The 13,431-nt window shown below is 69.2% G+C and carries 10 protein-coding genes; 5 read left to right on the top strand and 5 right to left on the bottom strand.

Translation table 11 applies throughout. From position 1 onward, the window contains the following. Nucleotides 1-52: 52 nt before the first annotated feature. Together ACE3SG_RS07930 and pyrF are read right to left on the bottom strand one after the other, a co-directional pair. Nucleotides 53-2,869 (bottom strand): PAS domain S-box protein, encoded by a 2,817-nt coding sequence (locus ACE3SG_RS07930; RefSeq protein ID WP_374563882.1) that lies wholly within the window; start codon nucleotides 2,867-2,869, stop codon nucleotides 53-55. 160 nt (nucleotides 2,870-3,029) lie between these two features. Continuing rightward, nucleotides 3,030-3,845 (bottom strand): orotidine-5'-phosphate decarboxylase, encoded by an 816-nt coding sequence (gene pyrF, locus ACE3SG_RS07935; RefSeq protein ID WP_374563883.1) that lies wholly within the window; start codon nucleotides 3,843-3,845, stop codon nucleotides 3,030-3,032. A gap of 272 nt (nucleotides 3,846-4,117) precedes the next feature. Here pyrF and ACE3SG_RS07940 point away from each other — a divergent pair, with 272 nt between their 5' ends. Further along, nucleotides 4,118-4,321, top strand: a complete 204-nt coding sequence (locus ACE3SG_RS07940) for a hypothetical protein (RefSeq protein ID WP_374563885.1) — start codon at nucleotides 4,118-4,120, stop codon at nucleotides 4,319-4,321. Between the two features lie 24 nt (nucleotides 4,322-4,345). Here the strand turns inward: ACE3SG_RS07940 and ACE3SG_RS07945 are convergent, their stop codons facing one another. The 3 genes from ACE3SG_RS07945 to purB form a co-directional block, all read right to left on the bottom strand. Further along, the gene (locus ACE3SG_RS07945) at nucleotides 4,346-5,416 is read right to left on the bottom strand and encodes a M48 family metallopeptidase (protein ID WP_374563887.1); all 1,071 of its coding nucleotides are present in this window, start codon (nucleotides 5,414-5,416) and stop codon (nucleotides 4,346-4,348) included. After that, nucleotides 5,413-6,666: a YjgN family protein gene (locus ACE3SG_RS07950; RefSeq protein WP_374563889.1), complete on the bottom strand. Its 1,254-nt coding sequence runs from the start codon at nucleotides 6,664-6,666 to the stop codon at nucleotides 5,413-5,415. The genes ACE3SG_RS07945 and ACE3SG_RS07950 overlap by 4 nt, the downstream gene beginning before the upstream one ends. A gap of 110 nt (nucleotides 6,667-6,776) precedes the next feature. Then, nucleotides 6,777-8,159, bottom strand: coding sequence for an adenylosuccinate lyase (purB, locus tag ACE3SG_RS07955; RefSeq protein WP_374563891.1), 1,383 nt, complete (start codon nucleotides 8,157-8,159; stop codon nucleotides 6,777-6,779). Nucleotides 8,160-8,326: 167 nt separating this feature from the next. Between purB and ACE3SG_RS07960 the strand changes: the two genes are divergently transcribed. The 4 genes from ACE3SG_RS07960 to ACE3SG_RS07975 all read left to right on the top strand — a co-directional run bounded on the left by ACE3SG_RS07960 (nucleotide 8,327) and on the right by ACE3SG_RS07975 (nucleotide 13,408). Continuing rightward, nucleotides 8,327-8,944: a glutathione S-transferase N-terminal domain-containing protein gene (locus tag ACE3SG_RS07960; protein ID WP_374563893.1), complete on the top strand. Its 618-nt coding sequence runs from the start codon at nucleotides 8,327-8,329 to the stop codon at nucleotides 8,942-8,944. Between the two features lie 136 nt (nucleotides 8,945-9,080). Beyond that, nucleotides 9,081-9,527 (top strand): inner membrane protein YiaA, encoded by a 447-nt coding sequence (gene yiaA / locus ACE3SG_RS07965; protein ID WP_374563895.1) that lies wholly within the window; start codon nucleotides 9,081-9,083, stop codon nucleotides 9,525-9,527. A gap of 168 nt (nucleotides 9,528-9,695) precedes the next feature. Next, entirely contained in the window at nucleotides 9,696-11,960 is a 2,265-nt protein-coding gene (locus tag ACE3SG_RS07970; RefSeq protein WP_374563896.1) for a type I secretion system permease/ATPase, read from the top strand. After that, entirely contained in the window at nucleotides 11,957-13,408 is a 1,452-nt protein-coding gene (locus ACE3SG_RS07975; RefSeq protein WP_374563898.1) for an HlyD family type I secretion periplasmic adaptor subunit, read from the top strand. Before ACE3SG_RS07970 ends, ACE3SG_RS07975 begins: the two co-directional genes overlap by 4 nt. Nucleotides 13,409-13,431: the final 23 nt, after the last annotated feature.

Consider the following 13,431-nt stretch of genomic DNA (forward strand, 5'->3'; position numbering starts at 1 on the left):
GTCGAGGTGGCCGGATTGTGGCCGCTGCCGCGGCGCGGTGGCGGCCGTGTGTTCAGGCCGTGTCGCGCATGCGCAGCGCACGCACCAGCGTGTTGCGCAGGCGGGCCGCATCGATCGGCTTGGTCAGGAAGTCGTTCATGCCGGCGGCCAGCGCCTGGTCCCGCTCGGACACCAGCGCCGCGGCCGTCAGCGCGATCACCGGCAGCCGGTTGGGCGGGTGGCGCTGGCGCAGCAGGCGGGTCGCTTCATGGCCGCTCATGCCGGGCATCTGCACGTCCATCAGCACCATGTCGAACGGCCGGCCGCGGGCCTGGGCGCGGTCGACCGCTTCGATCGCCTCCTGGCCGTCGCCGGCCTGCGAGACCTCGACGCCCCACTGCTCGAGCAGCGCCACCGCGATCATCATGTTGACCGCGTTGTCCTCGACCATCAGCACGCGCGAGCCGCTGATCGGGTCGGCGCCGAAGCCGCTGGAGCCAGAATCGAGCGCCTCGTCGTCGCCGGCGGGCAGCGGCAGCTCGGCCCAGAAGCAGCTGCCCTGGCCCGGCACGCTGACCACGCCGACCTCGCCGCCCATCTGCTCGGCCAGCTGGCGGCAGATCGACAGGCCCAGGCCGGTGCCGCCCACGCGCCGCGCGCGCGACACGTCGACCTGCGAGAAGGGCCGGAACAGCAGCGCCTGCTGCGACTCGTCGATGCCGGGGCCGGTGTCGGTGACCTCGAAGCGCAGCCGGCGCGCGCGCGACCACAGCACCGACAGCCGGATGCCGCCGCTCTCGGTGAATTTCAGCGCGTTGTTCAGGTAGTTGCTGAGGATCTGCCGCACCCGCACCGGGTCGCCGATGACCACCGGCGGCAGGTCGCTGTCCAGCTCGACCGACATCTCCAGCCCCTTGGTGTCGGCCAGCGAGCCGTAGGCCTGGTGCACCGTGCGCAGCAGCCCGTGCAGGTCGAACGGGATCTGGTCCAGGTGCATCTTGCCGGCCTCGATCTTCGACAGGTCGAGGATGTCGGACAGGATGCCCGACAGCGTCTCGGCCGAGTCGCTGATCTGCTCGATGTACTGGCGCCGGCGCGATTCGTCCACGCCCGGTTGCCGTGCCAGGCGCGCCAGCCCGAGCAACGCGTTGAGCGGCGTGCGGATCTCGTGGCTGGTGTTGGCCAGGAAGGCGCTCTTGGCGCGGCTGGCGGCCTCGGCGTCGTCGCGCGCCTTGGCCAGGGCCTGCTCGACCTGGCGCTTCTCGGTCACGTCCTCGGCCAGCCAGATCGTGCCGCCGCGGCCCGGGCCGGTGCCGGCCAGCGCCTTGGCCAGCAGCCGGCAGAGAAACACGCTGCCGTCGCGCCGCATCATCGGGCGCTCGATCTCGATCTGTTCGCCGCGGCCCAGCGCCGGGCCCACCTCGCGGCCCACCGCCTGGTGGTCGCCGGGGGTCGGCCAGACCACGCTGCCGTGCTGGCCGACGATCACGCCCGGCGGCCAGCCGAACATCTGCTCGAAGCGTGGGTTGACGAGGATGAACTGCTGGTCGCGCGTCAAGGCGATGCCCATCAGCGCGTTGTCGAGGATCGCCTCGCGCTCGAGCTGCGCCTGCTCGGCGGCGGTCACGTCGCGCGCGCTGATCACCAGGTAGTCGCGCCCGTCCATCGCGAACACCGCGGCCGACAGCAGCATCGTCAGCACCTGGCCGTTGCGGATGCGCATGCCGGCCGCGAAGTTCTGCGCATGGCCGTGCTCCTTCAGCGTGGCGACCAGGCGGTAGCGGTCGTCATGGTCGACCCACAGGCCGAACTCGACCGAGGTGTGGCCCAGCACCTCGGCGGCCGTCCAGCCGGTGATGCGCTCGAATGCCGGGTTGACCATCGTGTAGCGGCCGGTGGCCAGCTCGGTCAGCGTGATCAGGTCGGGGCTGGTCGACACCAGGTGCGACAAGAACGCCTCCGAGCGCTGGACCGCCTGCTCGGCCTCGCGGCGCTCGGTCTCGTCGGTGTAGATCGACAGCGTGGCCCGGCCATCTTCAACGTCCACCGGCGCGCTGCTGACCTGCACGATCAGCGGCTTGCCCTGGGCGGGCTGCAGGCGGTATTCGCTGGCCGGCAGCGTCTGCCCGAGCTGCAGGCCGTCGACCAGGCGCAGGCGGGCCAGGGCTCGCTCGCGGTCGTCGCCTTCGGCATATCGCTCGAGCAGGTTGCTGCCCAGCATCGAGTGCAGGTCCTGGTGGCCGAACAGCGCGACCGCGGCCGGGTTGGCGTCCATCACGATGCCCGCGCGGTGCAGCACCAGCGGCTGCGGGATGCGGCGGAACAGGTCGTGGAAACGGGTTTCGGTGGCCTTCAGTGCGTCGCGGGTGTGGACCTCGGCGCGGCGGTCGCGCAGCAGCACCCAGTGGCCGACGAAGTGGCCCAGCGCGTCGAAGCGCGGCACGCCACACAGGCTCAACGGGCGCAGGCCGCCGCGGCCGTCGGCCCAGTCGAGCTCGATCTCGGGCCAGGCCTCGCGGGCCTGCACCGCGCGGCGCAGGCGCTGCGCCACCTCGGGCGCCAGCTGGGCCTGCGCCAGGGCCCACAGCGCCTGGCCCACTTGCGGCGGCTCGGCGCCGAACAGCGAGTGTTCGCCGTGCGAGGTCGATTCGAGCACCTGGCCGCGCTCGTCGAGCTCGATGTAGGCGTGGGCGGTGACATCCAGCCAGTCGGCCAGGTGCTTGTTGGCACTGGCGGCGGCGGCGCCGCTGGCCGACACCGCCCGCCACAGCGGCCAGGCCGCGGCGCCCAGCGCCAGCAGCGCGCCGGCGGCGACCGCAACCGCGCGGGCCGGCGCCGGCCAGGCCTCGGGCAGCAGCCAGGCGAGCGCGCCGACGGCGGCGGCGGCCACCCCAGCGCCGATCAGGAAACGCTGGCGGGCGGTCGATGCGAACCCCTCCGGGGAAAGCCTGCCAGCCACTGGTACTGCCGTTGCGTGAAAGTGAGGAACGGACGAGTGTCCGCCGAAACCGGAGAAGCCCGTGATGGGGCTTCCCTCGGTGGTGCCGGTTTCAACCGCGCGCGGCATCCAGCTCGAGCCGGGTCGCGTCGGCCACCGCGCGGGCCCGGCTGGCGAAGTCTTCGCCGCTGCCGGCGTACAGCACCGCGCGCGACGAGTTGACGATGATGGGCGCGTCGGGCCGCCAGGCCGCCTTCACCGTCTCGGCGGCATCGCCGCCCTGGGCGCCGACCCCCGGGATCAGCAGCGGCAGCGTCGGCGCCAGCGCGCGCACCCGGGCCAGCTCGCGCGGGAACGTGGCCCCGACGACCAGGCCCAGCCGGCCATCGAGGTCCCACGCGCCGGCCGCCAGCTTGGCCACATGCTCGTACAGGTGGTCGCCGCTGGCCAGCACCTGGGCTTGCAGGTCGCTGCCGCCGGGGTTGGACGTGCGGCACAGCAGGATCAGGCCCTTGCCGTCGTACTTCAGGTAGGGCTCGATCGAGTCCTGGCCCATGAACGGCGACAGCGTCACCGCGTCGGCCTGGTAGCGCTCGAAGGCCTCGCGCGCGTACTGCGTGGCGGTCGGGCCGATGTCGCCGCGCTTGGCGTCCAGGATCACCGGCACCTCGGGCGCGACGCGGCGGATGTAGGCCATCAGCCGCTCGAGCTGGTCTTCGGCGCGGTGCGCGGCGAAGTAGGCGATCTGCGGCTTGAAGGCGCAGACCAGGTCCTTGGTGGCGTCGACGATGCGGGCGCAGAAGTCGTGGATCCGGCTGGCGTCGCCTTGCCACGGGGCCGGGAACTTCGCCGGGTCCGGGTCGAGCCCGACGCACAACAGCGACTGGTGGCGCGCACTGGCCTCGGCCAGCATCTTGGGAAAGTGCATGCGCCGCATTTTAGGGAGACGGGCCTGGGCCGCGCCCACCATCGGCGGCCGGTGGGCGACGCCGCCCTTGACGGCACGGCACGGGGCCGCCGCGAGAGGCCCCCGACGGCGCACCGCCCCGGTGCGTTTTCGTGCGTCAGGTCACGCGGAGTGACGCAATGATGTAACAGCTGGGGGCTAGTGTCCGGTTTGGCGGCCGGTTTGCGTATGTGTGGTTATGGCCGTCCTGAAATGGACAGGCCGTCTCACCCACCCCTGTCCCCGGAACCCAGATGCGAAACACTCTGCAAGACAAGCCCCACCGCCTGGTGACGTGGCTGACCTGGTCGCCGCTGCTGATGCTGGGCGGCTCGGTGATCGCTTCGGTCGTGCTGATCAGCGCCTGCATGGCGATGCTGTCGCCGGAGGCCGAGGCCTCGGCCAACGGGGGCCTGAGCGCCGCCCGCCCGCTGCCGGTGGTGGTGGCCACGCGCTGAGCGGCGGCTGCCGCCGCGGCGGGGTCAGCGCGCCGAATCGGCGTCGCGGAAGGCGCGTGTGCGCTCGGCGTCGGCCGGGTGGTCGGCCACCGCGATCGGCAGGTCGGTGAGGTCGGCGCCGCCCTGGCGCTGGCGCCAGGCCGCCAGGCGGTCGAACAGCACCACCATCTGGCTCGGCCGCACACCGTTGGCGCGCAACACCGCAATCGCCTCCTCGTCGGCCTCGCGTTCGAAATCGCGCGCATAGGCCTGCTGGCCCAGCACCGCCGGCACCGTGGCCAGCACGCTGGAAAAATCACCCACCACCAGGCCCGCCAAGCCGGCCAGCAGGCTGGCCTGCACGACGGTGCGCATGCCGTGGCGGTGCCGCACATGGCCCAGCTCGTGGGCCAGCACGCCGGTGGTCACGTCGGGCGCGTCGGCCAGCAGCTCGGCCAGCTCATCGGTCAACACCATCTGCCCGCCCGGCAGCGCGAACGCATTGGGGCCGATCTTCATCCGCCCGGCGCTGCGAAAGTGCAGCGTGTAGGCCGGCCGTGCGTCGGCCGGGTAGGCCCGCTCGACCGCGGCGGCGAACGTGCGGCGGATGGCGGCCTGGCGATCGGCGCTGAGCTGGCTCTTGTTCAGGCCCTCGCGGTCGAACGACGCCAGCGCCTGCTCGCCGACCGTCTGGTCGAGCGAGGCCGGGATCGCGGCCAGTGCGGCGCGGCCGATCCACGGCACGCCCCATTGCCAGGCCGACACGGCCACCAGCACGCAGGCCAGCAGCGCCCACAGCACGCCGCGCCAGCTCTGCATCCAGCGCACCACCCAGGGGTCGCGCAGGCCTTGGGCGCGGGTCCAGGCGTCCCAACCGGCGCCGTCGCCATGGCTGATCAGGCCGTGCTGCGGCAGGTACATCAGCCGCGCGCCGTGACGCTGCCGTTCGGGCCAGCGCAGCTGGCGGCGCGGCACGCGGCGGCTGACCCCGGCGCCTTCGATCAGCAGGTCGCCGTCGTCGATGCGCAGCGTGACGGCCTGGGCCACCGGGCGCTGGCCATCGAAATACTCGGTGGCCAGGGGTGGCGTGGCGGGGGACGGGGTGGTCGTGTTCACAGGCCCATGTCGATGCCGAAGAAGTCACCGGCGGCGTCGCCGGTGGCGTCGCCGGTGGCGTCATTCTGGCCGCCGTTGGCGCCGGCCTGCCACTGCGACAGGTCGCCATCGAGGTCGACGCTGATCGCCGACAGGCGCAGGCGCGCCATCGCGATCGCGGCGAACGGCCAGTACAGGCCGAGCGTGCAGATCACCAGCACGAGGTTCTTCAGCGTCAGCTTGCCCAGCGGCCACAGGCGCAGTGCGCTGTGGCACTGCAGCGCCTGCGAGCGGGTGTGGCCCCACACCAGGTTCTGCAGCCGCGACTGGCCGTAGGGCAACAGCAGCAGGAAGTACGGCAGATAGAAGCCGAGCGCCAACAGCACCAGAGCCACCGCGCCCGGTGCGCGGCCGCGGCCGGGGGCGGCGTCGACAAACGCACCGGCCATCACCAGCGCGGCGAAGATGCCGCTGGCCACCAGCATCACCAGCGCAACGCCCAGCAGCTTCAGCGCATAGACATAGAACCGGCCGGGGCCGGCGTCCAGCTGCGTCTGCTCGCCGGCATAGCGGTAGTGGCCATGCTGGTAGCGCTTGATCCACGCCAGCGACAAGGGCATCACCAGCAGCATCGCGGCGAACGACAGGCCCACCAGGGCCATCACGCCGGCCGGCGGCGCGACGGGCGCGGCGCTGTCGGCGTCCGGCCGGGGCATCAACAGGCCGGCCGCGAGAAAGCCGAGCCACGGCACGACGGCCGGCAGCATCGCCCGGTAGGCGCCGCCCAGGTCGCCGCTGAAGCCGAAGCGCAGACCGCGCCAGCTGGTGTTGGCCAGGCGGAACTGCAGCGAGGCGCGCCACAGCGCGGGCCACAGCAACGCGAAGCAGACCAGCGCCACGCCGGCGGCCACCGGCGAGAAACGGCCCGACACGAAGTAGACGCCGCCGAACAGCAGCATCAGCAGGTAGCCGCGCAGCATCTTCCACGGGTTGCCGTGAAAACCCAGCGGCTGGCCGCCGACGAGCGTGTTGCCATGGAAGTAGGCCAGGCGGCGCGCCTTGGCGAACGGGCGATAGAGGCTGAGCGTGACGATGCTCAGCAGCAGGTTGACCAGCCAGATGCGGAAGTACTCGCTGCCCGAGCCGGTGAACTCGACGCTCAGGCGCTGCGGGCCGCTGGCCGGCGGTGCATCGAGCAGGCTGGGTTGGGTGGGGGCGAACGGTGCGGGCGTGTGGGCCCCACCGCTGCCGTCGGTGTTGTGGTCGTGCATGAGTCCTCCCTCGGTGCGCACATTTCTTGGTGCGCCGAGTGTAGGCAGTTCACGCCCTGCTGCCCTCAGCGGTTTTGCTCAGTGACCGGGCGCGGGCCGCGCACGGCCACTCAGCCGATGCGCTGCGCCAGCGTCGCGGCCAGGCCGGTGTAGTCGGCCGGTGTCATCGCCAGCAGGCGGGCCTTTTCTTCGGCCGGCAACTTCAGCGCCGGGTCGTTGATGAAGCCCTGCATCAGCTCGCGTGTCATCGGCTTGCCGCGCGTGAACGCCTTCAACTGCTCGTAGGGTTGCGGCACGCCATGGCGGCGCATCACCGTCTGGATCGCCTCGGCCAGCACCTCCCAGGCGCCGTCCAGGTCGGCGGCCAGGGCCTCGGTGTTCAGCTCGAGCTTGTCGAGCCCGCGCGCCAGCGAGTCGTAGCCCAGCACCGCGTAGCCCAGCGCCACGCCCATGTTGCGCAGCACGGTGGAGTCGGTCAGGTCACGCTGCCAGCGGCTGATCGGCAGCTTTTGCGACAGGTGCGTCAACAGCGCGTTGGCCAGGCCGAAGTTGCCCTCGGCGTTCTCGAAATCGATCGGGTTGACCTTGTGCGGCATCGCCGACGAACCGACCTCGCCTTCCTTCAGGCGCTGCTTGAAGAAGCCCAGCGAGATGTAGCCCCAGACATCGCGCGACCAGTCGATCAGGATCGTGTTGGTGCGCGTGACCGCATCGAACAGCTCGGCCATGTAGTCGTGCGGCTCGATCTGGATCGTGTAGGGGTTGAAGACCAGGCCCAGGCGCTGCTCGACGACCTGGCGCGAGAAGGCCTCCCAATCCTTGGTCGGGTAGGCGACCAGGTGCGCGTTGTAGTTGCCCACCGCGCCGTTCATCTTGGCCAGCAGCTTCACGTCGGCGATGCGGGCCCGCGCGGCGTGCAGGCGCGCCACCACGTTGGCGATCTCCTTGCCCACGGTGGTCGGGCTGGCGGTCTGGCCGTGCGTGCGCGACAGCATCGGCACCGCGGCGAAGGCCTTGGCCATCTCGGTCAGCTTGGTGACGATCTTGTCGATCGCGGGCAGCACCACCTCGGTGCGCGCGGCCTTCAGCATCAGCGCGTGGCTGGTGTTGTTGATGTCTTCGCTGGTGCAGGCGAAATGCACGAATTCGGACGCCGCCTTCAGCTCGGCCTGATTCTCCAGCCGCGACTTCAGCCAATATTCGACCGCCTTCACATCGTGGTTGGTGGTTTTCTCGATGTCCTTGATCGCTGCCGCATCGGCTTCAGAGAAGCGCACCACCAGGCCGCGCAGCAGGCCGCGCGCCGCTTCGGAAAAAGGCGGGAAACCCTCCAGGCCCGCGTCGGACAACGCGATGAACCATTCCACTTCCACCTGAACGCGGCGGTGCATCAGCCCGAATTCAGACAGCAGCGGGCGCAGCGACGCCACCTTCGGCGCGTAGCGGCCATCGAGCGGAGACAGGGCCATCAGGGTCGAGAGGGGGTTGGGCATGGCCATGGCTGCGGCAAGTCCTTTGATTCGTTGGGATGCGGCGCTCGCCCGTGGGCGGCCGCATTCGAGGCGGTCCGTCATTTTAGGGGGGCGACCCGGCCGACGAAGCCGCATGGCGCGAGGGGTGCTTCGATAGAATCGTTCACCAAGGGAAGTCCACACACCACATGAAACTGATCGGCTCCTACACCAGCCCCTATGTGCGCAAGGTCCGCATCGTGCTGGCCGAAAAGAAGCTCGACTACCAGTTTGTGCTGGAAGACGTCTGGGGCGGCGATGCGATCCTCGCGGCCAACCCGCTCGGCAAGGTGCCGTGCCTGGTGATGGAAGGCGGCGAGGCGGTGTTCGACTCGCGCGTGATCGTCGAATACGTCGACACCCTGTCGCCGGTCGGCAAGCTGATCCCCGCCAGCGGCCGCGAGCGCGTCGAGGTGCGCACCTGGGAGGCCTTGGCCGACGGCTTGCTCGACGCCAGCATCCTGGCGCGGCTCGAGATGCACTGGGCCGGCCGCACCGAAGCCCAACGCAGCCAGGCCTGGGCCGACCGCCAGATGACCCGCGTCGACGCGGCACTCAAAGCCATGAGCCGCGGCCTGGCCGACAAGCCGCACTGCACCGGCATCCACTTCACGCTGGCCGACATCGCCGTCGGCTGCGCGCTCGGCTACCTCGACTTCCGCTACCCGGCCATCGACTGGCGCGCCGAGCACGCCAACCTGCACAAGCTCTACGACAAGCTGGCCGCCCGGCCGAGCTTCGTCGACACGGTGCCGCCGGCGGCCTGATCCGCCGCGCATCGGTGCGTCGCGCGCACGGGTGCTCAACAAGATGATGGGAAACGTGCTGGCCCCGGGCTCGCCCGCCTGGCGAGGCCACAGGGCCGCACCTACACTGCCGGGCCATCAAGGAGGAGAACACGCCATGCCCCGTCAACCCAAGACCCTTCAGCGCCCGACCGGCGCCTTCATCGGCGCCTCATGGGCAGCGCTGTTCGTCGGCGCGGCGACCTACCTCTTCGGCCTGTGGAACGCCAACATGGCGCTCAACGAGAAGGGCTACTACTTCACCTTGCTGATGTATGGCCTGTTCTCGGCCGTGTCGCTGCAGAAGTCGGTGCGCGACCGTCTCGAAGGCATCCCGGTCACTGGCATCTACTTCAGCCTGTGCTGGTTCTCGCTTGGCTTGTCCGTGGCGCTGCTGGCGATCGGCCTGTGGAACGCGACCCTCAGCGCGAGCGAAAAAGGCTTCTACGCCATGGGCTTCTTGATGAGCCTCTTTGCCGCGGTGGCGGTGCAGAAGAATGTGCGGGATGTGGCGCTGCTGGCCGGTGTCGCCGTAGAAGACGGCGGCGACACGGTGGGATCTTGATGGCTCTCAACGTGAGCCTGCACAAACTGTTGACATCCCCCCAGTAGGGGGGGTGTGCTCCAAGCCGACGTTCCCTAGACTGGTACCCGATAGGCGCACGCCACGCAGCACGTGGCGGCATGCCCGGCATGAGGGGCCGGTTCACATACCAGAGGGGGAGGGCTTGGATTGCAATCCATTGCCACAACAGTCGACGGCGAAATCGCTTCGGCTTCAATAGACGCTGCCCAAGAAGACCTTGGCGCCAACAACGTCAGTCAGTCAGCCGGATTGAAGGCAGCGCTACCAGCGCTGTGCCTCATCGCCCGCCTGCATCAGGTGGCTGCCGAGCCTGCGGCCTTGGCGCACCAGATGGGCCTGGGCCCGTCGTCATCGGTCACCACGCCGGATCTGCTTCGCGCCGCCCGCCACATCGGCCTTCGGCCCAAGCATCTTCGGGCCGAATTGTCTCGTCTCGCACTCACACCGCTGCCGGCGTTGGCGCTGATGAAAGACGGCAGCGTGGCGGTGTTGGCGCAGTGCGATGGTCAGCGTGTGCTTCTGCAGCGCTTCGAGGCAGATGCCTCACCGCCCTCCCCGCCGCTGATCGAGCCGATCGAACGCTTTGCTGAGCAGTGGACGGGCGAACTGGTGCTCATCGCCAGCCGGGCATCTCTGGCTGGTGAATTGCGTCGCTTCGACTTTTCCTGGTTCATCCCGAGCCTGGTGAAGCACCGCCGCCTGTTGCTGGAGGTGCTGGGTGTCTCGCTGCTGCTGCAACTCTTCGCCCTCGTCTCGCCCCTGTTCTTTCAGGTCGTGATGGACAAGGTGCTGGTCCACCGCGCAGACAGCACGCTCAACGTGCTGGTGATCGGCCTGGTGTTCGTGGTGGTGTTCGAGTCGATCCTGACGGCGTTGCGAACCTACGTCTTCAGCCACACGACCAGTCGCGTCGACGTGGAGTTGGGGGCCCGGCTGTACCGCCACCTGCTGCAGTTGCCGTTGGCGTACTTCCAGGCCCGCCGCGTCGGCGACACCGTCGCGCGAATGCGCGAGCTGGAGAACATCCGCTCGTTCCTGACCGGCAACGCACTCACGCTGGTCCTGGACCTGGCGTTCTCGTTCGTGTTCATCGCGGCCATGTTGTTCTACAGCGTGCCGCTGACCTTGGCGGTCTTGGCCACCCTGCCCTTGTACGCCGGCATCAGCCTGCTGCTGGTCCCTGTGCTGCGCCGTCGGTTGGACGAGAAGTTTGCCAGGGGCGCCGAAAACCAGGCACTGCTGGTCGAAACGGTGACCGCCGTACAAACGGTAAAGGCGGGCGCGTTGGAGCCACAAATGGCCCGCCGTTGGGACGATCAGCTGGCCGCTTATGTGTCAGCCAGCTTCCGGGCCAGCAACCTCGCCAGCTTGGGGCATGAGTCCATCCAGCTCACCTCCAAACTGGCGAACGCAGCGCTGTTGTGGATGGGGGCTCACCAGGTCATGAGCGGTACGCTCACCGTCGGCATGTTCGTCGCATTCAACATGTTCGCCGGGCGGGTGTCTCAACCGGTATTGCGCATCGCGCAGATGTGGTCCGACTTCCAGCAGACAGGTTTGTCGATGCGACGGCTGGCGGACGTGCTGGACACGCGCGGTGAGTCTCTCGCCAATGGCGCGGCGGCCGTGCCCACATTGCAGGGCCAGATCCAGTTCGAACGCGTGAGCTTTCGCTACCGGCCGGATGCGCCGCCCGTGTTGAATGAACTCACCCTGGCACTGCGCCCTGGTGAGGTGCTGGGCGTGGTCGGCCGCTCCGGTTCTGGCAAGAGCACGTTGGCCAAGCTGGTTCAGCGCCTGTATGTGCCCGAACAAGGCCGCGTACGTGTGGATGGGCTGGACCTGGCGCTGATCGACCCCGCGGCACTGCGCCGCCAAATCGGCGTGGTGCTGCAAGAGAACCAGCTCTTCAACCGCAGCGTGCGCGAGAACATCGCGATAGCCGACCCGGCCGCACCGCTGGCCCGTGTGATTGCCGCTGCCAAGCTGGCCGGCGCGCACGAGTTCATCAGCGAGTTGCCCGAGGGCTACGACACCTCGGTGGGAGAGCAAGGCACGCGGTTGTCGGGTGGACAACGCCAGCGGATTGCCATTGCCCGCGCACTGTTCACCGACCCGCGCATCCTGATCTTCGATGAGGCCACCAGCGCGCTGGACTACGAAAGCGAGGCGGCCGTGCACGCCAACATGGCCGCCATCTGCAAGGGCCGCACCGTCATCATCATTGCCCACCGGTTGAGCGCTGTACGCGGAGCTAACCGCATCATCGCCTTGCACGAGGGCCGCATTGTCGAATCAGGCAACCATGCCGAGCTGCTGAAGCATGGCGGCTTGTATGCCCACTTGTGGCGCCTGCAGTCGGGTCCAGTAGATGCAGCGCCGCGCCAAAGCGAGTCGGGGGCGCGCCCATGAGCACGTCACCAGACTTGACGGCCGTTGACGGCGCCGCACCCGTGGCTGCACCAGCACGTCTGCGCCACCCCGTTGTTGAACTGCTGGCCCGCCATCTGCAAGTTCTGCGCGCTGCCTGGGGCCTGCGCAAGGAGCTGGACGGTGCGAAACGGCTGCCACACGAGGCGCAATTTCTGCCTGACCGCCTGGCCCTGCAAGAAACGCCGCCGCATCCCGCACCCCGTTGGGCTGCGCTGGCGATTGCCGCCTTCTTCTTGCTGGCACTCGGCTGGAGCATCCTCGCCGAAATCGACGTGGTGGCCACGGCCACCGGCAGGCTGGTGGTGAACGATCACACCAAGCTGGTCCAACCACTGGAGCCGGGCATCGTGCGCGCCATACACGTGCGCGAGGGCAGCCATGTGCAGGCGGGGGATCTGCTCATCGAGCTGGACGCCACGGCGCCGGGCGCCGACGGCGACACCGTGCGGGCCGAGCGAGCCGCGGCAGAGCGCGAAATGCAGAGCACCTCGGCGCTGCTCGCCGCACTGGCGTCAGGCAACCTGCAGTTCGCCCAACTGTCGCCCACTGCCACCGCCGTGGCGCAAGCCGAGTGGGCTGACATCCGCGCGCGCCAGGCCCAACTGACGGCCGAGGCGGCGCAGCGCCAAGCGGAGCTGGGCACCAACAGCGAAGCCATCGCCAAGCTCCAAGCCACCGTGCCGCTGGCGCGCCAGCGCGAGGCCGACATGCAAGCCTTGCAAGCCCAGGGTTTCGTGGCTGGCCACGCCAGCCAAGACCGCACCCGCGAACGCATCGAACTGGAGAGCGACCTCGCCACGCTGCGTGCACGTCGGGCAGAGACCGAGGCGGCGCTCGCCGAGCGTCAGCAAGCCCGTGCCACCCATCTGGCTGAAACCCGCCGCACGCTGAACGAGCGTCTCGCGCAAGCACGCGAGAAGCTGGCCCAGTTGGCCCCGCAAGCCACCAAAGCCGAACAGCGCCAGCGCATGGCGCGCCTGGTGGCCCCAGTGGCCGGCACCGTGCAGCAACTGGCCATCCATACCGAAGGCGGCGTGGTCACCGAAGCGCAACCCTTGATGGTCATCGTGCCCGACGACGCCGCTCTCAGCGCGGAGGTGACGCTGGAGAACAAGGACATTGGTTTCGTGCAGTCCGGTCAGGAAGCGGCCATCAAGCTCGAGACCTTCAACTTCACACGTTACGGCACCGTGCCTGCTGTCGTGTCACAGGTCAGCGCTGACGCAGTCATCGACGAAAAGCGAGGCCCGCTCTACACGGTCACGCTCTCGCTGAACAGCAAGCACATGCGCGTCGACGGCAAGGCAGTTCCCTTGGCTCCGGGAATGACGCTGAGCGTCGAGATCAAGACCGGCAAGCGACGGGTCATCGAGTATTTGATGAGTCCGTTGCAGCAGACGGCGAACGAGAGCTTGCGTGAGCGATGAGGTTCATGCGCGCATCGGCGGGA

Source organism: Ideonella sp. (assembly GCF_041914305.1).
Classification (GTDB): domain Bacteria; phylum Pseudomonadota; class Gammaproteobacteria; order Burkholderiales; family Burkholderiaceae_C; genus Ideonella.